This window comes from Phytohabitans kaempferiae, assembly GCF_042433955.1.
Classification (GTDB): Bacteria; Actinomycetota; Actinomycetes; order Mycobacteriales; family Micromonosporaceae; genus Phytohabitans; species Phytohabitans kaempferiae.
Window position 1 is genome coordinate 204,315 of the sequence record NZ_JBHLUH010000060.1, and the last position, 25,334, is coordinate 229,648.

General features: G+C 69.7%; 23 protein-coding genes and 1 pseudogene. 3 read left to right on the plus strand and 21 right to left on the minus strand.

Annotation, left to right across the window (positions count from 1 at the left end; all coding sequences use genetic code 11):
- Positions 1–4: 4 nt before the first annotated feature.
- Genes ACFFIA_RS28545 through ACFFIA_RS28595 form a run of 11 tightly spaced genes read right to left on the minus strand, consistent with a single transcriptional unit; the run spans position 5 to position 11,985 of the window.
- Entirely contained in the window at positions 5–454 is a 450-nt protein-coding gene (locus ACFFIA_RS28545; protein WP_377256297.1) for a nuclear transport factor 2 family protein, read from the minus strand.
- Positions 451–1,287, minus strand: a complete 837-nt coding sequence (locus ACFFIA_RS28550) for a TIGR03619 family F420-dependent LLM class oxidoreductase (protein ID WP_377256299.1) — start codon at positions 1,285–1,287, stop codon at positions 451–453. The genes ACFFIA_RS28545 and ACFFIA_RS28550 overlap by 4 nt, the downstream gene beginning before the upstream one ends.
- Positions 1,284–2,078, minus strand: coding sequence for an ABC transporter ATP-binding protein (locus tag ACFFIA_RS28555; protein ID WP_377256302.1), 795 nt, complete (start codon positions 2,076–2,078; stop codon positions 1,284–1,286). Before ACFFIA_RS28555 ends, ACFFIA_RS28550 begins: the two co-directional genes overlap by 4 nt.
- Entirely contained in the window at positions 2,075–2,887 is an 813-nt protein-coding gene (locus tag ACFFIA_RS28560) for an ABC transporter ATP-binding protein (RefSeq protein WP_377256305.1), read from the minus strand. Before ACFFIA_RS28560 ends, ACFFIA_RS28555 begins: the two co-directional genes overlap by 4 nt.
- A complete protein-coding gene (locus ACFFIA_RS28565) occupies positions 2,884–3,723 on the minus strand; it encodes an ABC transporter permease (protein ID WP_377256308.1) in 840 nt (279 codons plus the stop codon). The genes ACFFIA_RS28560 and ACFFIA_RS28565 overlap by 4 nt, the downstream gene beginning before the upstream one ends.
- Positions 3,720–4,727 carry an ABC transporter permease gene (locus ACFFIA_RS28570; RefSeq protein WP_377256311.1) on the minus strand — a complete coding sequence of 336 codons (1,008 nt, stop codon included), beginning with the start codon at positions 4,725–4,727 and terminating at the stop codon, positions 3,720–3,722. The genes ACFFIA_RS28565 and ACFFIA_RS28570 overlap by 4 nt, the downstream gene beginning before the upstream one ends.
- A gap of 15 nt (positions 4,728–4,742) precedes the next feature.
- Positions 4,743–6,341 carry an ABC transporter substrate-binding protein gene (locus tag ACFFIA_RS28575; RefSeq protein ID WP_377256314.1) on the minus strand — a complete coding sequence of 533 codons (1,599 nt, stop codon included), beginning with the start codon at positions 6,339–6,341 and terminating at the stop codon, positions 4,743–4,745.
- A gap of 13 nt (positions 6,342–6,354) precedes the next feature.
- Positions 6,355–7,131, minus strand: coding sequence for an aspartate/glutamate racemase family protein (locus ACFFIA_RS28580; protein WP_377256317.1), 777 nt, complete (start codon positions 7,129–7,131; stop codon positions 6,355–6,357).
- Positions 7,128–8,795, minus strand: coding sequence for a hydantoinase B/oxoprolinase family protein (locus ACFFIA_RS28585; protein ID WP_377256319.1), 1,668 nt, complete (start codon positions 8,793–8,795; stop codon positions 7,128–7,130). The genes ACFFIA_RS28580 and ACFFIA_RS28585 overlap by 4 nt, the downstream gene beginning before the upstream one ends.
- A complete protein-coding gene (locus tag ACFFIA_RS28590) occupies positions 8,792–10,813 on the minus strand; it encodes a hydantoinase/oxoprolinase family protein (RefSeq protein WP_377256322.1) in 2,022 nt (673 codons plus the stop codon). Before ACFFIA_RS28590 ends, ACFFIA_RS28585 begins: the two co-directional genes overlap by 4 nt.
- On the minus strand, positions 10,810–11,985 hold the full coding sequence (locus ACFFIA_RS28595; RefSeq protein WP_377256325.1) for a pyridoxal phosphate-dependent aminotransferase: 1,176 nt from the start codon (positions 11,983–11,985) through the stop codon (positions 10,810–10,812). The genes ACFFIA_RS28590 and ACFFIA_RS28595 overlap by 4 nt, the downstream gene beginning before the upstream one ends.
- Before the next feature lie 158 nt (positions 11,986–12,143).
- Between ACFFIA_RS28595 and ACFFIA_RS28600 the strand changes: the two genes are divergently transcribed.
- Positions 12,144–12,920: an HpcH/HpaI aldolase family protein gene (locus ACFFIA_RS28600; protein ID WP_377256328.1), complete on the plus strand. Its 777-nt coding sequence runs from the start codon at positions 12,144–12,146 to the stop codon at positions 12,918–12,920.
- Between the two features lie 448 nt (positions 12,921–13,368).
- Here the strand turns inward: ACFFIA_RS28600 and ACFFIA_RS28605 are convergent, their stop codons facing one another.
- Positions 13,369–14,010 (minus strand): TetR/AcrR family transcriptional regulator, encoded by a 642-nt coding sequence (locus tag ACFFIA_RS28605; RefSeq protein ID WP_377256331.1) that lies wholly within the window; start codon positions 14,008–14,010, stop codon positions 13,369–13,371.
- A 120-nt stretch (positions 14,011–14,130) separates the two neighbouring features.
- On the opposite strand from ACFFIA_RS28605, the gene ACFFIA_RS28610 reads away from it, so the two are divergent.
- Complete coding sequence (locus ACFFIA_RS28610) at positions 14,131–14,967, plus strand: SDR family NAD(P)-dependent oxidoreductase (RefSeq protein ID WP_377256334.1); 837 nt, start codon at positions 14,131–14,133, stop codon at positions 14,965–14,967.
- Positions 14,968–15,181: 214 nt separating this feature from the next.
- Here ACFFIA_RS28610 and ACFFIA_RS28615 read toward each other — a convergent pair whose 3' ends face one another.
- From ACFFIA_RS28615 to ACFFIA_RS28655, 9 genes and pseudogenes are all read right to left on the minus strand, one after another.
- Complete coding sequence (locus ACFFIA_RS28615) at positions 15,182–15,469, minus strand: diguanylate cyclase domain-containing protein (RefSeq protein WP_377256337.1); 288 nt, start codon at positions 15,467–15,469, stop codon at positions 15,182–15,184.
- 125 nt (positions 15,470–15,594) lie between these two features.
- Positions 15,595–15,957, minus strand: a pseudogene (locus ACFFIA_RS28620) (5-deoxy-glucuronate isomerase); the annotation flags it as partial.
- Positions 15,912–16,058 carry a hypothetical protein gene (locus tag ACFFIA_RS28625; protein ID WP_377256340.1) on the minus strand — a complete coding sequence of 49 codons (147 nt, stop codon included), beginning with the start codon at positions 16,056–16,058 and terminating at the stop codon, positions 15,912–15,914. The gene ACFFIA_RS28625 and the pseudogene ACFFIA_RS28620, both read right to left, overlap by 46 nt.
- Positions 16,055–17,347 (minus strand): alpha-L-fucosidase, encoded by a 1,293-nt coding sequence (locus tag ACFFIA_RS28630; RefSeq protein WP_377256343.1) that lies wholly within the window; start codon positions 17,345–17,347, stop codon positions 16,055–16,057. Before ACFFIA_RS28630 ends, ACFFIA_RS28625 begins: the two co-directional genes overlap by 4 nt.
- Before the next feature lie 9 nt (positions 17,348–17,356).
- Positions 17,357–18,355: a carbohydrate ABC transporter permease gene (locus ACFFIA_RS28635; RefSeq protein WP_377256346.1), complete on the minus strand. Its 999-nt coding sequence runs from the start codon at positions 18,353–18,355 to the stop codon at positions 17,357–17,359.
- On the minus strand, positions 18,355–19,299 hold the full coding sequence (locus ACFFIA_RS28640; protein WP_377256349.1) for a carbohydrate ABC transporter permease: 945 nt from the start codon (positions 19,297–19,299) through the stop codon (positions 18,355–18,357). Before ACFFIA_RS28640 ends, ACFFIA_RS28635 begins: the two co-directional genes overlap by 1 nt.
- A gap of 50 nt (positions 19,300–19,349) precedes the next feature.
- Positions 19,350–20,741, minus strand: a complete 1,392-nt coding sequence (locus ACFFIA_RS28645) for an extracellular solute-binding protein (protein WP_377256352.1) — start codon at positions 20,739–20,741, stop codon at positions 19,350–19,352.
- 3 nt (positions 20,742–20,744) lie between these two features.
- Positions 20,745–22,046 (minus strand): polysaccharide pyruvyl transferase family protein, encoded by a 1,302-nt coding sequence (locus ACFFIA_RS28650; protein ID WP_377256355.1) that lies wholly within the window; start codon positions 22,044–22,046, stop codon positions 20,745–20,747.
- Between the two features lie 93 nt (positions 22,047–22,139).
- Positions 22,140–23,171, minus strand: coding sequence for a LacI family DNA-binding transcriptional regulator (locus ACFFIA_RS28655; RefSeq protein WP_377256358.1), 1,032 nt, complete (start codon positions 23,169–23,171; stop codon positions 22,140–22,142).
- A gap of 210 nt (positions 23,172–23,381) precedes the next feature.
- On the opposite strand from ACFFIA_RS28655, the gene ACFFIA_RS28660 reads away from it, so the two are divergent.
- Positions 23,382–25,334, plus strand: a complete 1,953-nt coding sequence (locus ACFFIA_RS28660) for a hypothetical protein (protein ID WP_377256361.1) — start codon at positions 23,382–23,384, stop codon at positions 25,332–25,334.

A 25,334-nucleotide genomic window follows, 5' to 3' on the forward strand; every position in this document is an offset into this window, starting at 1 on the left:
CTCCTCACTTCGTTGTCTTCAGGTTCTCGGCCACGAGGATGTCGAGGTAGGCCGCCGCTGTCGCCGCCGGCAGCGCGTCTTCGTGGTTGTGCGCCAGCCGCCACCCGCCGCCGGTCCGCTGCCAAACACCGGTGTTGCGGACGACGCCGGCGGGACGCGCGTCGCCGGCGTAGCGGACGGCGAACACGTGCCGGGCGACCGCCACGTCGCCGATGACGTCCAGGACCGGCCGGTATACGTCGATCGCGGCGACCCGTGGCCCCTGGTCGCGCGGCGGTCGCTGGGCCCGGATCACGTCGAGCGCGGCCAGGCCGTGTGCCAGCCCGGGCCGCTCGGAGTCCCAGATCGTCGCCTCGGGCAGGATGTGCCGGTCGATCCGGGCGGTGTCGGCGGCGAGGTACCCGTCGTACATGTCCCGCACCGCCGCCCAGATCTGCTCCTCGTCGCTGGTCATCGCTCTCCCTCCAGCAGTTCGTACGCGGCCCGGGCCTCCCCCGCCGCGACGTCCACGACCAGCTCGTGGACGCCGGCCGCGGCCAAGGCGGGCAGGTGCCGGGTCACCTCGACCGCGCGCCCGGCCGAGCCGACCAGCCGCAGCACCACCCAGGGCGGGTCGGTGGCGAGGGCGCGCACCCGCGCGGCGCCGGCCGCGACCCGGTCGACGTCGAGTGTGCGCAGGTCCTCATGGGCCACCCAGCCGTCGTGGCGCGCGGCCCGGCGCAGCGCCGCGTCGCTGGTGCCGCCGACCAGTACCGGTGGCGGTTTTCCCGGCGCTGGCAGGCAGAGCACGCCGTCCGGCAGGTCGTAGAAGTGCCCGCGCCGGGCGGCGGGCTCGCCGGTCCAGCAGTCGCGCACGACGGCCAGCCACTCGTCGAGCCGGCGGCCGCGATCGGCGAACGGGACGCCGAGCGCCGCGTACTCCTCGGCCAGCCAGCCGGCGCCGACGCCGAGGGTCACCCGGTCGCCGCCGAGGGCGGTGAGCGACGCGACCTGCTTGGCTAGGACGACCGGTTGCCGAAGTGGCGCGACGAGCACCGCGACGCCGAGCCGGAGCCGCGAGGTGACCGCCGCGGCCATCGAGAGCAGGACGACGGCGTCGAACCACGGCATCCGCGCCGGCCAGGTCGCCCGCCCGTCGGCCGCGAACGGGTAGTGGCTGCGGATCTCGCGGGGCATGACGACGTGGTCGCTGACCCAGAGCGAGTCGTAGCCGATCTCCTCCGCGGCGCGCGCGAACGCGACCACCTCCTCGGGCCGGTCGGTGGGGAGCTTGACCCCGATCCTCATCGGCCGCGTCCCGGCCGGATCAGGTCCATGCCCGCGTCGGCGGCGGCCAGGAGCTTCTTGGTGTACGGGTGCGCGGGCGCGCCGAGCACCTGCGCCGCCGGCCCTTCCTCCACCCATACGCCGTGGCGCATGACCGCGACCCGGGTCGCCATCGCCCGGATGACCTCCATGTCGTGGGAGATGAGCACGTAGGTCAGCTGCTCCTCGGCGCGCAAGGCGAGCAGGAGCCGTACGATCTGGGCCCGGAGGGAGACGTCGAGCGCGGAAGTCGGCTCGTCGAGCACGAGCAGCGCCGGGCGCGCGGCGAGCGCTCGGGCGATGCTCAGTCGCTGCAACTGCCCGCCGCTGACCTGGCCGGGCAGCCGGTCGAGCAGGGCCGGGTCGAGCCGCACCTCGCGAGCGAGCGCCTCGATCGTCGCTCCCGCGCCCGCCCGTGGCTCGCCGCGCAGCAGGTGGAACTCCTCGATGCTGCGCCGGACAGTCCAGCGCGGGTCGAACGCGGCCTGCGGCTGCTGGAACACGGCCTGGATCGTCCGGCGGTACGGGCGGAAGGCGCGCTCGGACAGCCGGTCGACACGGCTGCCGTCGAGCCACACCTCGCCGGAGGTCGGCGCGGTCAGCTTGAGCAGGATCCGGCCCAGCGTCGACTTACCGGAGCCGGACTCGCCGACGATACCGAGGATCTCTCCACGGTGGAGGGTGAAGTCGACGCCGTTGACCGCGACGACCGACCGCGCGCCGCGCCCGTAGCGCTTGACCAGGTGGCGCGCCTCCAGCAACGGTGCGGTCATCTCGCCTCCACGGGGCTGTCGCCGTCGACCGCCAGCACGTACGAGTCGATCAGCGACTGGGTGTACGGGTCGCGCGGCGCGGTGAGCACCTGGGCCGTCGGGCCCTGCTCCACCACCGCGCCGTCGTGCATGACCGCGATCCGTTCGCAGATCTGCGCCGCCGCCGCGAGGTCGTGCGTGATCAGCAGGACCGACGCGCCAGCGGCCCGTACCCGGTCGACGATCAGCGCCAGCACCTCGGCCTGGACGGTCGCGTCGAGCCCGGTCGTGGGCTCGTCGGCGATCAGCAGGCGCGGTGAACAGGCGAGCGCGCGGGCGAGGGCGGCCCGCTGCGCCATGCCGCCGGAGTACTGGTGGGGATACTGCCGCGCGCGCCGCTGCGGCTCGGCGATGCCCATGGCGGCGAGCAGGTCGACCGCCTCGGCCGCCGCCCGGCGCCGTGGCGTCCCGCGGTGGATGCGGATCAGCTCGGCGATCTGGTCGCCGACCCGGATCAGCGGGTTGAGCGTCGCGACCGGGTTCTGGAAGATCGCGGCGATCTGGGAGCCCCGGATCCGGCGCAGCTCCCGCCGGCTGGCGTACAGGATGTCCGCGCCGTCCAGCAGCACCCGTCCCGCGTCCACCGTCGCGGCCTCGGGAAGCATGCCGAGGACGGCCGAGGCGGTCAGCGACTTGCCGGAGCCGGACTCGCCGACCAGGCCGAGGAACGTCCCCGGTGGGATCGCCAGGTCGACGCCGCGCAGCGCGTGCACCGGCCCGCCCGCCGTGCGGATGGTGACCCGGAGGTCCTCGACGAGCAGCCCGCTCATGACGGCCCGCCCCATCGGCGCGCCGCGACGGCGATCTGGTTGAGCGCGAGGACGGTCAGCAGGATGGCCAGGCCGGGAAAGACCGAGAGCCACCACTGGCCGGTCACCATGTGGTCCGTACCCTGACGGATCATCGACCCCCACTCGGCCGTGGGCATGCGCACGCCGATGCCGATGAAGCTCAGGCCGGCGAGCACCTGGATCGCCCAGGCGCAGGTGACGGAGAACTGGGCGATCGCCACCTGGGTGATGTTGGGGACGATGTGCTGCCGGACGATCTGGAAGGTCGACCGTCCCGCACAGCGCGCGGCGAGTACGAAGTCGGCCTCCCGCAACGGGACCACGGCCGACCGTGCCAGTCTCATGTAGAGCGGGATGTTGACGACCGCGATCACCGCCACCAGGTTGGGGACGCTCGGCCCGAGGGCGAGGGTCACCCCCATCGCGAGCAGCATCGTCGGGAACGCCTGGAACGACTCGGCGACGCGCAGCAGGCCCTGGTCCCAGGCACCGCCCCGGTAGCCGGCGAACGCGCCGAGGGGGATGCCGACGACCAGGGCGATCGCCGAGGCGCTGAGCGCGAGCAGCAGGTCGATCCGGCCCGCCGAGACCACCCGCGAGAGCACGTCCATGCCGTACTGGTCGACGCCGAAAGGGTGGGCGCCCGACGGCGCGGACAGCGGGTCGCCGGCGCCGACGTCGAGCGGGTCGACCAGGAAGAACGGCCCCACCAGCGAGACCAGGGCGATCACGGCCAGACCAGCGGCGGGTACCAGGATCCGCCACCGCGCCACCGGCCCGCGCCGCACCGACGCCCGGACGTCCAGTGCGGTCATATCCGGCTCCGGGGGTCGACGACGAGGTGGATCAGGTCGGTGACGAGGTAGACCAGGAGGTAGACGATCGCGCTGAGCACGACGACCGCCATCACCGGCGCGTAGTCGGAGGCGGTGATCGAGTCGACGGCGTACTTGCCGATGCCCGGCCAGGCGAAGACGAACTCGACCATGACCGTGCCGCCGAGCAGGTAGCCGAACATGGTGGCGACCATGGTCGTCACCGGCAGCAACGCGTTGGGCAGCGCGTGCCGGACGACGAGCCGGACCGGTGGGATGCCGAGCGCCCGGCCGGCACGGATGTAGGGCGAGCCGAGCACGCCGGTCATGAACTCCCGGGCGGTGCGCATCATCGGCGCACCGGTGGTCAGCGCGAGCGTCAGCACCGGCAGCAGCAGCTGCGCCAGCGACGCGCGCAGGGCGCTCCAGTCCGCGGTCAGCACCGCGTCGACGGTGTAGAAGCCGGTGATCGTGCCCGGCGGAGTCCCGGAAATGCGGCCGATCGGCGCGGGTGCGATGCCGAGGCTGGTGAAGAAGACCAGGATCACGACGGTGGCGAGCCAGAACTCGGGGACGGAGACGCCCAGGCTGCCGACGAGGTCGGCGACCCGGGCGAACACCGAACGGGGGAAGACGGCCGCGAGGGTGCCGACCACGAGTGCCCACGTGACCGCGACGAGGATCGCGAAGAGGGCGAGCTCGACCGTGGCCGGCCACCGCGAGGCGAGGTCGTCGACGACCGGCTTGCTCGTCCGCAGCGAGGTGCCGAGGTCGCCGTGGACGAGGTCGCCGACGTACGTCACGAACTGCGCCGGCAGCGGCCGGTCCAGGCCGAGCTCACGGGTGGCGGCGTCGACCTTCTCCTGGTCGGTCAGCGGACCGGCCAGCAGGTAGACCGGGTTTCCCGGCAGGGTCCTGGTCAGCACGAACGTGATGACCAGGACCCCCAGGACGGACACCACGAAGTACGCGAGCCGCCGGCCCAGGTACGACGCCGTTCGCATGACGGGTCCTTCCCCTCAGCCCTTGAGCGAGAGGTCGTAGTAGAACGGCACCTCGTTCTGCCGGACGACGAAGCCCTGGACCTGGCTGCTCATCGCCATCCGGTAGTTGGGCTGGGCGAGGAACAGCCAGGGGGCCTCGTCCACGAGCACCCGCTGGGCGTTCTCGAAGAGCGCGACCCGGGCGGGGTCGGTCGCCTCCATCGCCCAGCCCTTGGCGATCGCGTCGTCGACGACCGGGCTGCAGTAGTCGGCGTAGTTGCCGTAGACGTCGCACTGGAAGGTCAGCGACAGGATGTAGTTGGGGTCGTTGATCCAGGCCAGCGACTCGTCGACATACATGTCGAGGTCCTTCTTCGCCTTGCGCTCGGAGAACACCGCCGAGGTGAGCGGTTCGAGTTCGGCGGTGACGCCGACCGCCGCGAGCTGCGAGCGCAGCAGCACTGCGATCTGCTCGTGCAGCCCCTTGGAGTTGTCAAACGCGATCTTGATCGTGCCGCCGTCGTAGCCCGAGCCGCTGACCAGCTGCTTGGCCTTGTCGACGTCCTGCTTGTAGCCGATGGCGTCGCCGAGCGAGGTCGCGGCGCCCTTGGGGATTGGCCCGTAGAGCCGTTCCGCCTCGTCCTGGAAGACCTGGCTCAGGATCCGGTCGTAGTCGACCGCGTACGAGATCCCCTGCCGCAACGCCTTGTCCGACAGCGGCGCCCGGCCGTTGTTCATCCCGACGACCGCCACGTTCTGGGAGCCGGCCGAGAGCACCGTGACACCGTCGGCCCCCTTGAGAGAGGCGAGCTGGTCGGGGGGAAGGCTCTCGGCGATGTCGACGTCGCCGGACTTGAGCAGCGCGAGTCGCTGCGCCGCCGACGGCACGATCTTCCAGACGATCTTCTTGATCGCCGGCGGGCCGGCCCAGTAGCCGTCGAACGCCTCGAAGACGACCTCCTGGTCGGGTACCCGACTGGTCAGCTTGTAGGGGCCGCTGCCGTTGCCGACGTTCTTGGCCAGCCACTCCTCGGCCCACGGGTCGTCGGTGGTCGCGTGCGACTTGACCTCGTCCTGGTCGAGAATCGCCAGGCCGTCCATGTAGAGGGCCTGGATCGCCAGCGCGCTCGGCTCGTCCGCGGTGATCGTGATCGTGGACGCGTCGACGACGGTCGGCGGCTTGGTGATGAACGCGATCTGGGTGAGCAGCCAGTTGGCTCCACCCTTGGTGTTGAGGGCACGGTCGAAGCTGTAGACGACGTCCTCGGCCGTCACCGGCGACCCGTCGTGAAACGTCATTCCCTGCCTGATCTTCACCGTGTACGTCAGGCCGTCGGCCGACCGCTGCCACGACTCGAACGCCGACCCCTTGAGCTTGTCAGGTGTCCCGACCAGCTGGCCGTTGCCGCGGTCCTGCGTCTCCAGGTTGACCGGCGTGTCGTAGATCTGTTGCAGGGCATGGTGGGCCCGGGCGAAGTTCGCGTACATCGGGTCGAGGGTCTGGATGTCGTCCGGGACCGCGACGGTCAGGACGCTGTCGGCGGCGGAGTCGGGCGGGTCGCTGTCGGCGCTGCAGGCCGCGAGGGCGAGCACCGCGCAGACCGCGACTCCCCCCGCGAGGCTCCTCAATCTCATGGGTCGTTCCCTCTCAGGACAAGGTTGGTGGTGTGAGCGAAGGGCGGCGCAGGCCGGCGCCGGCGAGCAGGGCGGCGAACCGGACCGTGTCGACCACCGGGTCGAGAACGCGGACCGAAACGGCGTCCCGGACCGGGCCGAGGAGCCCGCCCCAGGTGGTGCAGGCGAAGAAGAGGACCGTCGCCTCGTCGTGCTCGACGGCCGCGCGGGCGTGGTCGAGGCCGGGGCCGGCGGCCGCGGCCGCCATGCCGTCGCGGACGAGCACGCGCAGCTTCTCCGGATCCTCGGCGAACAGGCGCTCGACCTCGGCGTCCGAGGGACGGACCACGGCGGCGGAGCGGATGGTGGCGACACGGTGCCACATGCCGTACTGCTGGACGAGTTCGCGTACCCAGTTGGCGGTTTGTGGCTGCTTCTCGTTCTCACCGCTGCGCATCCGCGGCGCGACGATGCCAAGCCGGCCGCCGAGCGCCGCGGCGGTGTGCAGGGCGGCCTCCATCGGCGCGGTGACCGGGATGCCGACCAGCGGCTTGACCGTGGCCAGCGTCGGGTCGGAGGCGCAGGCGATCACGACCGCGTCGAAGCCCTCCCGCTCGGCGGCGATGACCCGGCCGATCAGCTGGTTGTACGAGGTCGACGGCAGCGGCAGGAAGGCGGTGGCCGGTACGCCGTCGCGAAGCGAGTCGACGGTGACCGTCACGTCGGCCGGAAGCTGCCCGGCGAGCAGCTCGACGGTCTCGGCGTCGTGGTAGTCGGTACCCAGGGGATTGACGACGAGCAGGCGCCTCATGTGTGCGCTCCTTCCCGGTAGGGCAGGTCGGTGGTGATGTAGCCGTCGGCGAGATCGGCGGCGATCGCCTCGGGGGCGCGGTGCGCCGGGTCTCCGTATCCGCCGCCGCCCCCGGTCTGGATCCGGATGCGGGAGCCCTTGGGCAGCGGGAGCGCGTTGACCTTGAGGATGCGCTCGGCGCCGTCGCCACGCTCGACGACGACGTCGGTGGGGCGGCCCGGCGCGCCGCCGAACAGGCCCCAGGCGGGGCGGGCGGCGCGCTCGAACCACAGCGAGACGGTCGTACGCTCGGCGAGAGTCTCGTAGGAGCGCCAGATACCCAGGCCGCCCCGGTGCCGCCCGGCGCCGCCGGAGTCCGGCTCCAAGCCGTACCCGGTGATCCTGATGGGATAGCGCGACTCGATCACCTCGACCGGGTAGTTCTTGAGGTCGCCGCCGCCGTAGTTGATCTGCCCGTTGGCGCCGTCGCGGTCGCTGAGCCCGCCCCAGCCGACCGCGGTCGCCTCGCCGCAGAAGAAGGTCTCGTCGCCGCCGTCGACGGTCCCGGCGAAGAGGATGTTCATCGAGTCGGCGGCCTGGCCGGCGATCACCGCGTCCGGCATCACCGGCGCCAGGGCCTTGATGACCAGGTCGATCATCATGCCGAGATGCGGGTAGTAGAACTGGCAGGCGGCCGGCTCGCGGGCGTCGAAGACCGAGCGGGGTTCGGCGGAGACGGTCATGTTGCGGAACGTGCCCGCCGTGACCGGGACCTCGGGGTTGACGAGGAACTTGAACGCCAGCCGGGCGGCGGAGACGGTCTGGGCGAAACCACAGTTCATCGACCCGGGCGTCTGCCCGCTCGAACCGGCGAGATCGAGGTGGAGCGTGTCGCCGGCGACGGTGACCGCCACCTTGACCGGCACGGGACCGCCGCCCGGACCCCAGGAGTCGAGCGCGCTCTCGGCGGTGTACGTGCCGTCCGGGATCGCCGACACGGTCGCCCGGTCGATCCGCTCGCACTGCGCGAACACCGCCTCGGACGCGGCCTCGATGGTCGCCTTCCCAAACCGGTCATAGAGGCGGCGCAGCATGATCTCGCCGGTGTGGCAGGCCGCCACCTGCGCGTGCATGTCGCCCCAGACCGAGCGGGGCAGCCGGCTGTTGCGCATCAGGAAGTCGATCGTCTGGTCCTGCCGCTCCCCCGCCCGGTACAGGTGGGTCGGCGCGATCCGGTAACCCTCCTGGTAGATGGAGGTGGAGTCCATCGCCTGGCCGGGATCCTTGGCGCCGATGTCCAGCCAGTGCGCCTTCGTCGCGCCGAAGCCGACCAGCTCGCCCTCGTAGAAGATTGGCGAGAAGATCGAGATGTCGTTGAGGTGGCTGCCCACGATGTAGCTGTCGTTGACGGCGTACACGTCGCCGGGCTGGTAGATCTCCGGACCGCCGAAATGGGCGGTGGTGGCGGCGATCGCGGCGTCGAGGGCGCCGAGGAAGATCGGCAGCCCGGGCGCCTGGCCGAGCAGCTCGCCCTCGGCGTTGAAGAGACCGACCGAGCAGTCCTTCATCTCGTAGATGATCGGTGTGTACGCCGAGCGGGCCAGGTTGTTGTTCATCTGCGCGGCGATCGAGTCGAACGCGTTACGGATGACCTCGACCGTCACCGGGTCGATGTCGCGCGTCATGCGTGGCTCCTCTCCAGCACGAGGTGGCCGTGCCGCGAAGTCGTCGAGGACCAGCCCGGTGGTACGAGGACGGTGCAGCCGGGCTCCAGCACGACGGCCGGGCCGGCCACGACGGTGCCCGCGGCGAGCGAAGCGCGGTCGTACACTGTGGACCGCAGCGTCTGCCCCGCGAACCGCACCTCCTGTTCGCCGAGGACGACCGCGCCGGTCGGGTCACCCGGCTCGGCGGCCGGCGGCCGGTCGACCAGCCCGCGCGCCACCAGGCGAAGCGCGACGATCTCGACCTTCTCGGCCGGGTTGTTGTGGCCGAACCGCGCCAGGTGCGCGCGGTCGAAGCTGTCATGCAGCCCCTTCAGGACGTCGTCGGCCGCCTGGCCCGCGTCCCAGGTGACCGTCACCGTGTACTCCTGCCCGAGGTAGCGCAGGTCGGCGCCGGGCAGCAGGTGCACCGCGTCATCCCGCACCCCGTCCGCGGCGAGCAGCGCGCCCGCCTGCTCCGACAGCGCGGCGACGGTCGCGGCGAGCAGGTCCGGCTGGAGGTCGTCGAGCGCGTGGAAGAAACTGCGGACCAGGTCATGGCGGATGTCGGTGTGCGCCATGCCCCATGCAGACAGGACGCCCGGGCTGCCCGGCACGACGACCCGGGGCAGTTCGAGCTCCTCGGCGAGCGAGACCGCGTGCAGCGGCCCCGCGCCACCGAAGGCCAGCAGGCTGAAGTCGCGCGGGTCGATCCCCCGCGCCACGGTGATCTCGCGGATCGCATTGGCCATGGCGGCGTCCGCGACCGCGACGATGCCCAGGGCAGTCGCCTCCGCGTCGAGGCCGAGCGCGCCGGCGACCGACTCGACCGCGCCCCGGGCGGCGTCCTTGTCGAGCGCGAGCGTGCCGCCGAGGAGCGCGACGTCGGGCAGGCGGCCGAGCAGCAGGTTGGCGTCGGTCACCGTCGGCTCGGTGCCACCGCGGCCGTAGCACGCCGGCCCCGGTACCGATCCGGCCGAGCGCGGCCCGACCCGCAGCGCCCCGGCGACCACGTGCGCGACCGAACCGCCGCCGGCGCCGATCGTGTGCATGACCACCGAGGGCGCCAGCAGCGGATGCCCTTCCAGTTCGGTCTGCGCGGCGATGTCGGCCTCACCGTCGACGACGAGGCTGACGTCGAAGGAGGTGCCCCCCATGTCGACGCAGAGCAGCCGGTCGATCCCGAGGTCGCCGGCGACGGCGACGCCCGCCATCGTCCCGCCGACCGGGCCGGAGAAGAGCGTCTGCACCGGCTTGTCGCGGGCGCGTTCGACGGACATCACGCCGCCGTTGGACTGCATGACCGACAGGGGCGCCGCCAGCCCTCGGCCGCGCAGCGCTGCCTCCAGTACCCGCAGATACTCGAGCAGGATCGGCGCGACGTACGCGGAGACAGCGGTCGTACTCGTCCGCTCGTACTCCCGCCATTCGGGGGCGATGTCGCTGGAGCAGACGACGGTGACCTCGGGTGCCTGCGCGGCGAAGACCTCGGCGACCCGGCGCTCGTGCGCCGCGTTGGCGTAGGCGTGCAGGAGCACGACCGCCACCGCGTCGACCTTCCCGCGCAGGCGGTGCGCGACCGCGGCGACCTCGTCCTCCGCGAGCGGCACCACGACTCCACCATCGGCGGCGAGCCGTTCGGTGACCTCGTGGACGTCCCGCCTGGCAACCAGCGGCCTGGGGGCGACGTAGCGCAGGTCGTACATGGCGGGCCGGTTGGCCCGGCCGATCTCGTAGACGTCGCGGAACCCGCGCGTCGTCACCAACGCCAACCGGGCGCCGCGCCGCTCCAGGAACGCGTTGAGGCCGGCGGTCGTGCCATGCACGAACGACGTCGCGGCCGCGAGCTCGACGCCGAGCCGGCCAACCGCGTCGACCACGCCGTCCGCGAGGCGGCCCGGCGTGGTGAGCGCCTTCGCCGTGCGCAGCGAGCCGTCGCCGGCGATCGCCACGGCGTCGGTGAACGTGCCACCGATGTCGACGGCCACCCGCAGTGTCATCTGCTCACCCCTTCCATCGCGACGGCGCCGCCGCCGCTCTTGTCGTGCCACGCGATGAGCCGGTCGAGACCGGCCACGAGCCGTGCCTCGGCAGCCGCGAACGAGATCCGCAGGAACCCGCGGGCGACGTCGCCGAACGCCGTGCCCGGCGCTGTCGCCACGCCGTACCTGACCAGGTCGAGGGCCGCGCGCCGGGAATCGACACCGGGGGCGAGGGGCACCATGAGGTAGAAGGCGCCCTCCGGCACCACCGGGTGGATGCCGGCGTCGGCCAGCAGCCGAAGGGCGATGTCGCGATTGCGCCGGTACTCCACGACGGCGGCAGCGACGCCGTCGCGCGGTCCGGACAGGGCGGCGAGGGCGGCGGCCTGGGAGACGCCGGAAATGCAGGAGAGAAAGGGCTCCTGGAGCCGGGCCAGGGTGGGCGCCAGCCACGACGGCGCCAGCACGTAGCCGACCCGCCAGCCGGTCATCGCGTACGTCTTGGAGAAGCTGAAGACGCTCACGACGTTCGGCGACCCGAGCCGGCACAGCGCCGCGGGCTCGCCCTCGAAGAGCACCTCGTCGTAGACCTCGTCAGAGATCACCAGCACGTCGTGACGGGCCGCGATCTCGACGAGTCGGTGTAGCGTCGGCCGCCCGATCACCGCGCCGGTCGGGTTGCCGGGCGAGTTGAGCACGAGCACGCGGGTGCGGGGGCCGACCAGCGCGGCGACCTCGGCCGGGTCCGGGACGAAACCGTTGTCCGGGCGCAGCGGATAACGCACTGGCACGCCGCCGAACAAGACAGTCTGCATCTCGTAGTTGGGCCAGCTCGGGTCTGGCACCAGTACCTCGTCGCCGGGGCGCAGGACGGCCGCCAGCACAGCGGCGATGCCCTGCACCGCCCCTTGGCTCACGATGACGCGGTCCGGCGAGACCGGCACCTCGTACCGGCGCCGCAGGTCCTCGGCCAGCGCCGACCGCAGCCGCGGGATGCCCGCGCTCTGCGTGTACCCGATCCCGGCCCGCGCCGCAGCGGCACCGGCCTCCACGACGTGCTGGGCCGGCGGCAGATGCGGCTCACCGATCTCCAACCGGACGACGTCATCGCTACGACTCAGCGCGAGGTTGACGATCTCCCGGATGCCGGACGCGGGTACGCGACGCGCCGCCGCACTCAGTTTCGGCATGTTGCCGCCACGCCCCCTCCGAACGGATCACTACGATCTGTCATCCAGAATGAACCTGGGCTTCGCGTGTTACAGACAACAACATCAACTGTAAATACTTAGCTAAACGAAAGCCTCTGAGCGTTGCAGGCTTACATATGATCTGACACGATCATGCCGTGCTTTCCCGACCCGACCCGACCCGCCCATCGGCCGGCGCATGGTGCGGCCTCGGCGACCCCGGCGTGGTGGAGCTGTTGCACGGCGCGGGTTTCGACTGGATCTGCCTCGACGCACAGCACGGCGCGTGGAGCGACGAGAGCGTCACGCGGACGCTAAAGCAGCTACCACCCGACGGCCCGGAGACCGCCGTCCGCGTCGCCGCCAACACCCCCGCCGCCATCGGACGTGCCCTCGACGCCGGTGCGAACAGCGTCATCGTGCCGATGGTCCAAGACCCCCGCGCCGCCGCATCGGCGGCGGCCAGCTGCCGCTACCCACCGGCCGGCGACCGCAGTTGGGGGCCCATGCCCGCGCTGTGGGGACGCAACGTGCCGACACCTCAAGAGGCCAACCGCGCCGTCGGGTGCGCGGTGATGGTCGAGACACCGTACGCCGTGGAGAGGGTGGACCGGATCGCCGCGGTCGACGGCGTCGACATGGTCTTCGTGGGCCCGCTCGACCTCGCCCTGGCCAGCGGCGTCAGCGTCGAGGCACTACTCGCGGACACAAGCCCCACCGCGCCCCTGCGCCAAGTCGTCGCCGCATGCGCCGCACAGGACGTCCGCGTCGGCGGATTCGCCGGCTCTGCGGCCTGGTCCACCACCTTGGCCACCAACGGCTTCCACGCCATCGCCATCGCCACCGACAGCGGACTGCTCGCCAACGCCGCCGCGCGAACGCTCGAATCGTGGCACGGACCTGGCCAAGCGCCAACGCGCCAGCCACTCCAGTAGGAACCCGGTCGTATCATGCCGGCCGCGGCCGATGTCCCGACCGCCAGGACGCGCCTTCGAGGAACTGTTGACCCGGAGCCCGAGCATCTGCACTACGTCGGGGTCGAGTACAGCGCCTCGACAGCCTCCCGCTCTGAAACACCGTGCCGTGCCGCGCTAGTCGCTCGGGTGTCATGGGAATGGCCGTTGCAGAACTGACTGTGCCGCCAGAAGAGGACACAGACGGTCTTCCACCGCAGCCACCTCTGCTCACGTCGGTGATGAGATCGTGTGGGCGTCGGGTGGCTCGGGCGATGTTGGTTTCGCCGTTGGTGTGGTGGTAGCCGATCGAGGTGTTGCGGAGGGTTGCCATGACGGCAGGGCCGTGACCGGTTCGGGCTTGGTGGAGGTCTTCACGGAACGTGACGTCGCTGACGTGATGGACCCGGTTTTCGATCAGCCCCCTCCATCAGCCGAAAGCTTTGAGGAAGGTACTCACTGCGGAGCGGGTCAGAGGTAAGAGCTCGGCGTCGCGGACCGGGCGCGTGCCGAGCCGAAGCAGACTGTCCACGGGACCGGCGAGCAGTGCGGCGAACTGGGCAGCCGCCGTCTCTGGATCGTCGATGCTGAGTCTGCCGGCCAGTGACAGTCGCGCGAGCCGATCGGCAAGAGCCGCAGTAGCCTGGTGGGATACCGCTGTCACGAGGTCGACCAGATCGGGAAACTGCGCGGCTTCGGCGCAGACCAGCCGTCGCAAGGCACGTGATTCCTCAGCGCAATAGCACTTGACCAGCTGTTGTCCGACCTCCGTCAGGCGGGTGGCCAGATCGTCACCGGGGTCCACCAGCTGCGCGATCGCAGCCAGGTTGGCGGCGAGAGCGGCTTCGGAGAGTGATTTCACCGCTTGGCGAAACAATGTCTCCTTGTCGCAGAAGTGGTTGTAGACGGTGGCCTTGGCGACCTTGGCCGCGGCAGCGATGTCATCCACTCGAGCCTGTGCGTACCCCACACGTGCGAAAACGGTGAACGCCGCGGCCATGACGGCCTGCTGTTTGTCGATACGCCCGCGAGACCGCGCCTGCAAGGACCGAGATGGTTGCAACGCGCCCATCGGCCCATTGTAGCCGTCAGGCTAACTAACTGGACCCACTGGTCTGCAGTACCGGACTGGTTGACCTAGACTCATGAGTCTAGTTAACTGTCCTCACCAGTCTGGAGGAGCGGAGGACCTGTGAAGACCGTTGTGATCACCGGCGGGACCGATGGCATGGGGAAGGCACTCGCACTAGCTCTCGTGCGCCGCGGCGACCGAGTCGTTGTCATCGGAAACAACGCGGCCAAGGGACAGGCGGTGCGGGATGCCGCCGCCGAATTGGGGCGTGGTGCGCACATAGAATTCATCCGAGCGGATTTGAGCCTGGTCGCGGACAACCGGCGGGTGATCGAGCAAATCACAGCGACCTACCAAAATGTGGATGCGCTCGTACTCGCCGCACGATATTACCGGTCCACTCGCTTCGTCACCCCCGAAGGCTTTGAAGCCAATTTCGCCCTGTTCTATCTAAGCAGGTACCTCTTCGGGCACGGGCTCGTGACGCTGATGGACCGGTCCGACGCACCTGTGATCCTCAGCTTGGCTGGTCCAGGTGGCGACCTTGCCGAAATTCTATGGGACGACATGCAATTTGATCGTGCGTACGACCCTGATGCAGTCATGAGGCAGTGTGGGAAGTTGAGTGATCTCCTCGCAATCGGCTTCACGTGCCGCTACCCCGACAGCAGGATCCGATACATTTTGCTGCATCCCGGGCTAACGGCGACGGGATTCACTGGGCAGTACGATGCTGCCAGTGCGGAATTGGTCGCTCGCATGCGAGAGCGCGGTCAACCGGTGGAAGTCGCCGCCGCCCGAATCCTCCATCACCTCGACCACCCGCCGGCTGCACCTCTCAGCGCTTTCGTCCGAGACGATCCGGTCGACGTCCACAGCGAACCATTCAACCCCGAAGCCGCAGACCGCCTAGCGCAACTGACTGCGACCATGCTTCGCACAGACTCAGCTTCGTAGCGAGACATTCGGACCTTACGGCGAAACGCAAGACGTTTTGCCCAGATCGGCGGGTCGCGCGACAGGTGTAGCCGTTCCGGTATCACGATGTCTCGCTCGGCACAGTCAGCACCACCTGGCCGTGCTGCAGGACGCCGGCGTGGTCACCGGCGCGAGGGCCAGGCGGTCCTCCTCTACCGCCTCACCGAACGCGGCGCCGACCTGCTCGCCACCCTCAGGGCGGTTTGACCCCATTCCTGGCGGCGCCAGGTTGGGCCGGTACGCCGACACCAGGTCCTTGCTGGCCGCCTTGGCCTGTAGCGGGCGAGGTCGGCCTCCCGCAGCGGGTCGCCGGACGCGCGGCCACCGCGGTCAGCCGGCGGCCGACCGCGACCAACAGCTCGTCGCCGGCGGGGTGCCCGAGCGAGTCGTTGACCTCCTTGAACCCGTCGAGCGGCTTGGCACGGTCGTGGTCTCCGTCGTCGAATGCGTTGGGTACAGATCCGAAACGGGCGCACGACACAACAACCTGACCGTCCTGGCGGCGGCCATCCCAGCCACGATCGTGGCCGCCTTACCGCCGGCATGAGCACCGGTCGAGGCACCGATACCGACGCGCTGGTCGACCAGCGCGCGGTGGATTGTGCCGGCGTCGTTGACCAGGATGTCCAGCCGTCCCATGTGCGCCACGACGGCGTCGACGGCGGACGCGAGTGCGGCCGGCGTGGCCTGGCCGAGGTCGGCCGGCAGGTGGATGGCGCGCCGGCCGAGCGCCGCGACTCGGTCGGCCGTCGCGACCGGGTCGGTCCGGCCGAGCAGTGCGACGTCGGCACCGCCGTTGGCCGGGTTGACCCGGAAGTAGTACGTCTCCTCGTGCCGCGCCTCGTGCGGTGGGTCGTCGTGGCTGTGCCGGTGCGGCGGGTACGTGCTCCAGTTGCCGGACGGTGTGAACGTCTCACCGACGATCAGCCGCCCGGCCGGCAGGTCCGGCTGGGAAATCTCGGTGAGGATCTGGTGGTAAGGCCGGTGGTGTCGCCGGGGTACCGGGCACCGAACGTGGTGAGGTTGGCGTCCAGTGTGCGCAGGGCGGCGGCCACCGCAGCCTCGGTCATCGCGCGGGTCCGCCTTCCCGGGGCTTGCTGAGACGAAGGACGCTGGGGTACTCGGTGGACACTCCCGCCGGGAGGGCGCACAGCAGCCCGTCCGGCGCGCGTTCCGTCGCGAGTGGACCGTACCCGAGCAGCTCGACCGTGCCCGCGTCGGCGTATGGCAGGGTTACGGCGGTGGCGTCGACGTGCGCGAAGACGTGCGTGTCAGTCGCCGTCCAGCCGAGGACGCCGGGACGCCTCGGACCGGGCCAGGGGCGACTGTCGAAGATGGACTCGCCGTTGACGGACAGCCAACGGCCCAGGCCGCGCAGCGGACGGCATTGCAGCTCGGGAAGGGTGCCGTCCGCACACGGCCCGACGTTGAGCAGGAGATTGCCGCCGCGCGTGACAACGTCGACCAGACGGTGCACGAGCTGAGCACCGGTGAGGTAGTGTTCGGCGGTCTCGACGGCGTTGTAGCCGAAGGAGAGGCCGATCCCGCGGATGTGCTCCCAGGGCCGTCCGGTGTCCTCCCGGTCGGTGAGCGCGGAGTACTCGCTCGTGAGGAAGTCGGACCAGCCCGCCTCCCACCGGTCGTTGACCACGCCATCGGGGACGGTGTCGTAGTAGCGGCGGAACACCTCTACCAGGCCGGCCTTTCCCGCGTCGGGCCAGTTGATGTCGTTCCACAGCACGTCCGGCCGAAACCGGTGGACGAGGTCTTCGACGTGCCGCTGGGCGTAGGCGGCGTACCCGGGGTCGACCGGACGGTGGGTGGAGAGGTGCGCGGCCCGGCTGATCGGTGGCAGGTCGGTCTTGTGCCAGTCCAGACCGCCGGAGTAGTAGGTGCCGAAGCGCATCCTGTTGGCGCGAACCGACTCCGCCACTTCGGCGACCAGGTCGCGTCGTGGTCCCCTGTGGACGGTGTTATACGTGCCGCTTTCCGGGGCGTCCCACAGGCAGATACCGTCGTGATGCTTGGCGACCAGGACGACGTAGCGGGCACCCACGCCGGCGAAGAAGGAAGCCCATCCCGCCGGGTCGAAGCGTTCGGCCCGCCAGGCGTCGAGGAACGACTCGTAGGGCGCGCCGCCGTACGTCCGCGCGTGGTGCTGGGCGGCCGGGCTGCCGGCGATGCGGGTCGTGTTGGCGTACCACTCCGCGTACGGCGAGTGGACCATGAACTCGTCGTGGTCGACCGCGCCCAGTTCGCCGATCGGCACCGCCCAGGCTGGCACGGAGTACGCGCCCCAGTGGATGAAGATGCCGAACTTCGCGTCCAGGTACCAGGATGGGATGTCGCGCTCAAACATGTGCACCCCTCAGCCCTTCAACGCGCCCGCGCTGCCCGCGCTGTTGAGGAACTGCTTCTGGAACAGCAGGAAGAGCCCGACCGGGATGATGACGGCGAGGAACAGTGCGGCCATCTGGATGTTCAACGGGATGCCGTCCGCCACCTTCGGCAGCGCAACCGAGATCGGTTGCTTGTTGGCGTCCGGCAGGGCCAGCAGCGGCCACAGGTAGTCCTTCCAGGACGCGACGATCGTCAGCAGGGACACGACTCCCAGGATCGGCCGCGACATCGGCAGCACGATTCGCAGGAGGATCAGTACGGGACCGGCGCCGTCGATGCGGGCCGCCTCGTACAGCTCGTGCGGGATCTGGTCGAAGAACCGCTTGACGATGAGCACGAGGAACGCGTTCGCCGCGTGCGGGAGCCACACCGCCCAGTACGTGTCCAGCAGCCGCCAACCGGTCCCGGGCATGTCCACAATGGTCATGTAGAGCGGCACGAGCGAGATGATGTTCGGGATGAATAGCGTGGCCAGCACTGCCGCGGAGAGGGCGCCACCCCAGCGCGGCTTGAGCACGCTGAGCACGTACCCGCCCGTGACGCAGGTGATCAGCGTGGCCGCCCACGAGCCCAGGACGACCCAGGCGGTGTTGAGCAGGTAGTCCGCGATCCGCACATCAGTCCACGCGCGGGCGAAGTTGCCCAGCTCGAACTCGCCGTTGAACAGGATCCCGAACGGGTCGGTGAGGATCTGCTGGGTGCTCGAGACGGACGCCTTGAACAGCCACAGCAGCGGCCCGACGGCGACGATCAGCAGGCCGAGCAGGATGAGCGCCTGGGCGAGTCCCAGCCAGAACCGGACCGCCGGGTTCTTGCGGTCCGCGTTGGATATCGCCCCGCGCTCGTAGGCTTGCTTCGCTTCGCGGCGCGAGGGCCGGGACGTCGCGTTGGAGACCGCGGGCGTCGCGGCGACGACCGGACGGCGTTCCGCCACCGTGCCGGCGGGATGTGTGGTCTGTGCGGACATCAGGTCAGCTTTCTTGTCGCGTAGAAGTACACGGCGGAGACGAGGCCGAGGAAGAGGGCCAGCAGGACCGACAATGCGGTGGCGGCGCCAAAGTCTCCGTCGATGAACGCGTAGTTGTAGATCATCAGCAACAGGGTGGTCGAGGCGTTGTCCGGCCCGCCGCCGGTGAAGATGAACGGCTCCGTGAACACCTGCATCGTGTTGATGATTTGCAGGAGGAACATCACCAGCACCACCCCGCGGATCTGCGGAAGCGTGATGTGCCAGGTACGCCGGACGATGCCGGCGCCGTCGATCTCGGCCGCCTCGTAGAGGTCCCGCCTTACGGACGTGAGCGCGGCGAGATAGATGATCGCGGCGCTCCCGAAGTAGGCCCACGTCGCTTCCACCACGATCGCCGGCAGCACCGTGTCCGCCGAGTTGAGCCACGCGAGCGGACCGGCACCGACCCACGCCAGCGCGGTGTTGAAGAGCCCTGTCGGCTCAGGGTTGTAGAAGAACTTCCACAGCAGCACCGCCGCGACCGGAGGAACGATGACGGGAAGGTAGGCCAGCACACTGTACAGCCGGCGGGTGCCGCGCAGCTCCGCCATGAACGTCGCCAGCAGCAACGGCACCGGAAAGCCGATCAGGAGCGACAGCAGCGCGTAGTAGAGAGTGTTCGCGGCCGCAGTGGGCAGCAGCGGGTCGCTCAGCACGTAGCTGAAGTTGCTCCACCCCACGAACTCGGCCGGGTCGACGAGGTTGGTGCGCTGCACCGACATGACGACGCCATTGATGATCGGCCACCACGAGAAGTATCCGAAGATGAAGACCAGCGGGAGCGCGAAGGCGATCTTCGTCAGCCCGCCATGCGTGACCCATTCCCGCAGCGACCTGCGCCGGGGTCGCCGCACATTCCTACCGATCGCGGTGGACGCCACCGCCGCCTCCTTCCTGCTCACGCTTCCCCGGCTGGACGGCACCGCCGTCGATGCCGTCCAGCCGGCCGGTATCACCGACGTAGGAGGCGGTTTACCGCTGCTTCCGCGTCGGTCAGGACGGCGGCGATGTCGGTGCCCTCCTTGGTGAGCACCTTCTGGGCGACGGCGTCCAACTCGCTGTAGACCTCCTGGGCCTTTACCGCGGGCTCGGGCTGCAGACGCTGATCGTCAAAGGCGTCGATGTAAGTGTCGAAGTTGGCGACCGGGACGTTGAGGTACGGCGCGATCCACTCGAAGTACCGGTCGTACGCCTCCTGGCTGACCGCGGGACGCTCCGGCACGGTCACCGCCTGCCCGGACGCCGCGCCGGCTTTCGCCTGCGCCACCGCCAGGGACTGGTCGGCGAACTGCTTGAGATAGAAGAAGTCGATCCACTTCACCGCCGCGACCCGTTCCGCAGGTGTGGCCTTGGGGCTGACCACCTGGATGACGCCACCGGTGAGTGAGGCTGGCGCGGCGTTGCCGCCGACCGGCATCGGGGCCATGCCGAAGTTCTTGGCCGGCATCTCGTTGCGAATCACGGCTGGGCGGTACAGCCCGGAGAACCCGATGAACATCCCGATCCGTCCGGCGGCGAAGTCCTCCACCAGCCCGGCCGCGTTGTAGAGGAAGTTGCTGCCCATGGACTTGTCCTGCCACCGCATGCCGCGCAGCAGTTCCAGATAGTCCTTGGCCGGTTGGTCGTTGAACGTCGCCTTGGCGCCCGCCGCGTCCTCGACGGTGCCGCCGAAGCTGTAGATGCCCGCGGCCAGCATCCATCCGCCCTGGTTCTCGGTCGTCATGGTGGCGAACCCGGTGACGCCGGTCGTCTGGCTGATCTGCCGGGCGGCGTCGCGAACCTCTGGCCACGTGCGCGGCGGCTTCTCCGGGTCGAGTCCGGCCCGCAGGAACAGGTCACGGTTGTAGATCAGGCCCAGCGCCTGGGCCGCGGTCGGGATGGCGTAGACGGCGCCGTCTTTGGCGGTGACGAGGCCGACCAGATCCGGGTTGAGCTGGGCGGTGAGACCGGCGAGCTTGATGGCCTGGGAGATGTCCGCGACCTGCCGGCGCTCGGCCAGCGAGTTGGCCTCGGTGAACGGCACCGCCAGTACGTCCGGCAGGTTGCCCCCGGCGAGCTGCGCCTGGAACGTCTGCGCGTCCCACAGCTCTTCCCGGGCCTCGATCGTGATGTTCGGGTTCGCGGCTTTGAACGCGGCCATCCGTTCCTCGAAGAACTTGCGCTCCTCCGGCTCGCTCGTCGGGGGCTTGTCCCCGACGGTGATAGTCACCGGGGCCTTCAGGTCAACGTTGGCGTCGTCCGCCCGCGGCCCGGGGTCGTCACCCCCGCCGCAGGCGGTAACGCCGAGGCTCAGCGAGAGCATGACGGCGAGTGGAATCGACGAGCGTCTCGTGGTGTTTCGCATCGCTCACTCCTTATGTGATCCCGACGTCAGCACGCTCGCGGGTGCCGCCTCGGCGCAGGCGACGACGCGTCGGGCCATCGTGTGTAGGTGTTGGTGTGCTCGGTCGCGGATCGCTCTCGTCTGGGCCCGGGCGGTCGCCGGGTCGTCGAGGATCCGCCGCAGTGCCGTGACGGCTGGGAGCGGTCCGTCGCCAATCTCGGTGATGCGGGCGTGCGCCCCCAGGTCGGCGTACATCCGACCCTTGACGGTGTCCGTCGGCTGACGCAGGTAGATGGCCGGCGTACCTTGGCTCGTCGCCATGAGCGGCGAGTGGCACTCGATGCTGACGACCGCCTGGGCGTCGCGGTAGACGGTCATCGCCTCCGGTGCCGACCAGAACCGATCCAGCACGTGGACGTGGGGTCGGACGTCGGCCGGCAACGAGCCGCCGAAGTACCGCTGCGCGAGGCCCACCGCGTAGGCCATTTCGGGCGCGACCAACACGGGGTTGCCGGTCTGGCGGACGTAGACGACGATCACGGCCGCGAGGACGCCGAGGTCGTGGTCGACCCAGAGTTCGTTGTACGCGGTCCGACGCGCGTCCTGGAGGCTTGGCGGCTCGCCGCGCATCTCGAAGTAGGGCGTCCAGCGCAGCCGCGGCACGGCGCACAGGTACGCCCCGTCGACCAGGCCGTACTCGGCTTTGACCCGAGCCGCCGTCACCTCGTCGAGGACGTCGAAGGCGAGCGTGGCGTCCGGGCCGAACGCCACCGTGGGGCAGGCCAGGTCGAGCGCCCGCAGCAGCCGCTCGGTGATCGAGTCGCGGCAGTACACGAAGGCCGCGCCGTCGAGCGCCGCCAGCAGGTGCTCGTCGATGCCGCTCCGGCCAAGGGACCGCACCATCGTCTCGATCTCGTCAAGAGCACCGGTGAACATGGGGTTGAGCGGGTCGAGGGAGACGCCGAAGAAGCCGTAGGGCTTGCCCGTCGTCGCGGCCCAGACGAGCATGTCCTCGGCGCGGACCAGGCTCGGTCCAGACCCGTGCACGAGCACGTCGGCGGCCGCGAGCGCCGCGTCGAGCTCCGGGGTGGTCGCGCCGTCCGGACGGAGTTCCCCGTCGACGATGTCGACCTCGGGGAAGGCCGTCGCGAACATGTTCCGCTCGCGCTGGTCGATCTGCACCGGCCAGAGGATCAGCCGGGCGCCGGGTGCGTGACGAGCGATGGCTCGCAGGGCACCAGGCGAATGTGCCACGTCACCGATGTTGGACGTCTGCCAGGACGATCGCAGCAGGATCGTTGGTCCGGTGCTGTCCTGGTCGACCACCTGATCTCCTCGGCTCGTGGTGAGGGCTTGATGTCACGTTGCATCAAACGTCAGCGACAGTCGGTCTGTCAATGGGAGATCACGGAACGACGACTAGGTTGTTTCGCGGTGCAGGATGTGTGGCGGCGGGTCCTTGATCACGTACGACTCGAAGGTCTCCCCGTCGATCGCCTTCGCGGCGAGCTTCGTGCCCGTGTAGCCCAGCTCGTACATCGGCATGCGCACCGCGCTGATCGCCGGGCTGACCTCGGAAAGCATGTCGATGTCGTGGATCGCGATCACGGCCAGGTCGTCGGGCACCCGCAGGCCGGCCGCGATCGCTCCGCCGACCAGACCGATCGATGTCGTGGCGTTGTTGACGACGATGGCCGTCGGCCGGTCACGCAGGGCTGTGAGCTGCTTGACGGCCTCGCGGCCGGCGTGTGCGGTGTAGTCGGTCTCGATCACGTAGTCGGTCCGTGGCTCGATGCCCGCGGCGCTCAGCGCCGCCTGATATCCATCGAGCCGGCGAAGGTTGTTGTGGCGGAAGCCTTCCAGCGGCTGGAACGTGGCGTGCGCGTGGAACCAGCCGCCCAGGTAGCCGATGCGTGTGTGCCCGCGCTCGAGCAGGTGCTCGGTGGCGACCCGACCGGCGGCGACGTCGTCTATGGCCAGCCAGGGCTGGGCGAGGTCGGGCACCTCGTCGAGCACGACGATCGGCGCCTGTCCTCGGAACACCGACCGCACGCCGGCCGAGTCGATGCCCGAGCTGGGCCGCAGGATGGTGCCGTCGACCTGGCCGTGGCCGAGGATCCGCTCGAGCATGCGTGAGCCGTCGACCAGCCGGGTGGCCTCGGCGAGCATGATCACGTATCCGCTCTCCTCGGCGGCGTCGTGGATGCCGTCGAACATCGGCGCGAAGACCGGGTTGCTCAGCTTGGGTGCGACGACCGCCAGGACGCCCGAGCGGGACGTGCGCAGGGAACGCGCGGCGAAGTTGGCGGTGTAGCCAAGTTCTTCGATCTTGGCGAGGACCTGGGCGCGGGTCGCTTCGCTCATGCGCACGTGCCGGCTTCCGTTGAGGACGGCCGACACCACCGACGGGGAGACGCCAACAGCCGCGGCGATCTCCTTCACCTTGACCATTGCTCGGATCCTATTCGTTCCGTTCACTTCGGGGCCACAGCGCTTGCGCGGGGCCCCACCCTTGACACGGATAGGTCCTGGCTGCAAGCTGATGCAGCGTTACATCAACGCAACGCCCACGTTACCAGGGAGCCCTGGCGATGGCCCCTGCGCGGACCCCCTCAAACCTCCTGACGGCGTCCCCCCACCACCGCATCAACGAGGAGGATCATGGACACGAACGGCACATCCGATGCGAACCTGACCCGCCGGACGCTCATGGGCGTCGGCGTATCCGCGATGGCGGGTCTCGCACTGGCTTCGCAGGCCGCGGCACCGGCCGCGGCGCAGCCCGCGCCCGCCGCAGACACCCTTCCGCCGGTCGACCCGTTCGACCCGCAAACCCTGGTCCGAAGCCAGTTCGACCCCGCCGAGCAGCGGCTCGCCCGGTACCTGGTCACGCTCCCCGACCTCGCCAACAAGATGGACACCGAGAACGAGGCGACGTTCGGCTGGTTGACCGGCGGGTACTGGCGAACGCCGCTCGTTCCGTACAACGCGCGGATCCAGGAGAGCGTCTACACGATGGCCTGGTTCTACACCCAGCAGCGGGAGTGGAACCCCTACTACCGCGACCCCGCCTTGCGCGACCGGATCTACGCCGCGATGCGGTACTTCATCTCGCTGCAAGGCGAGGACGGTTGGTTCCCAGCGTGGAGCTATGTCGACCGCAACCGTGACGTGACCGCGTACGCCCTGCTGTTTCTCGGCGAGGCCGCCCTGCTGATGGAGAAGGTCGGCTGGGCGGACGACATCCGGTCGGAGGTGATCGGTTCCCTGGTCCGCGCCGCGGACTACTTCCTCGACCCCACGAACGAGGACGTCTGGATCATCGGGCCGGAGTTCTCGAACCAGGTCATCCCCGGCCTCATGGGCGTCTGGATCATCAGAAGCCTGATGCCCAGGCGAATCATGGACCGGTATCACGAACGGATGACGTTCTTCGTCAAGCACGCACAGAGCCAGGACGCGGGCTACCTCTACGAGGGCGGTGGTTTCGACGCGCACTACGCGCTCTACGTCACCACCCGGATGCTCGCGCGGCTCTACGAGCTCAACGGCGACGAGCGGCTCAAGCGGATGCAGCTCAAGCACTTCGACTGGTGCCGCTACAACTACCTGTGGGAGCCGGACGGCGCGGGCTTCACGGTCAACGGCATCTCTACCCGGCTCTCCATGCGTTCCCTGCCCGCCCTGCGGTCCAGCGACGAGAGCAGCTATCCCGACCTGCTCAACGTCTTCGCCCGCGACAGCTCGGTCGCCGTGGCGTTCAACTGGCACCGCGAGCACGTGAACGAGTTGCGCACACGATGGGCGGTGGAGACCCAGCCACTGGCCCCGCTCGGCAACCCCGTCGACCCGATGAACATCTGGTACGCGGCGAAGAAGCAGACGTTCCCGACGTACGACCAGCGGATGCGCGCCATCCGCGCGTTCCCGTACTTCGGCAACTCGTCGTTCGTCGTCACCCGTACCGACGAGCGGTTCGACCAGCACTACGTCTTCGTCAAGCGGCCCTCGTTCTACTTCGCCAGCCACCATGGAAACGTACCCAAGGGAAGCACCGTCCCCAAAGGACCGTCCTTCTTCTACCATCACACCACCGGCGCCTTCGTGGCGACGCAGATGGCCACGAACAGCACCTGGGCCACCCGCCTGCCCAACGGCTTCGTGGACGCCGAGTCCCGCGTCTTCCGGATCCGAGGCGTCATCTCCCAGACGCGCCCCTTCGACTACACCTACTACGCCTACCGGCCCAGCGGCGGATTGGTCGCGAAGACCTTCCGCTTCGAGGCCGAGCAGCTCGCGGTCGACGTCGAAACCGACAGCTCCTCTTTCGTCGAACGGCTTCCGCTGGTCGTCGGCCCGCACGACAGCCTGAGCTGGCTCACCCAGGCCGACCCCCTGCCGGTACGGGTGGGAACCGCGGTCGAGGCGGTCGGTATCCGGATCGAGCGTCCCGGCGGCACATTCGAGCTCCGCCTGGCAGGGCCGACGCGGCTGCTGCTGTCGGCGACGCAGACCACGCTCTTCAGCGGCGCGCAGCAGCGAGTCATCCACAACTTCGACATCTCGTCCACCGCGGCGAATCTCACGTACACCCTGCGGATAACCCCGCGATAG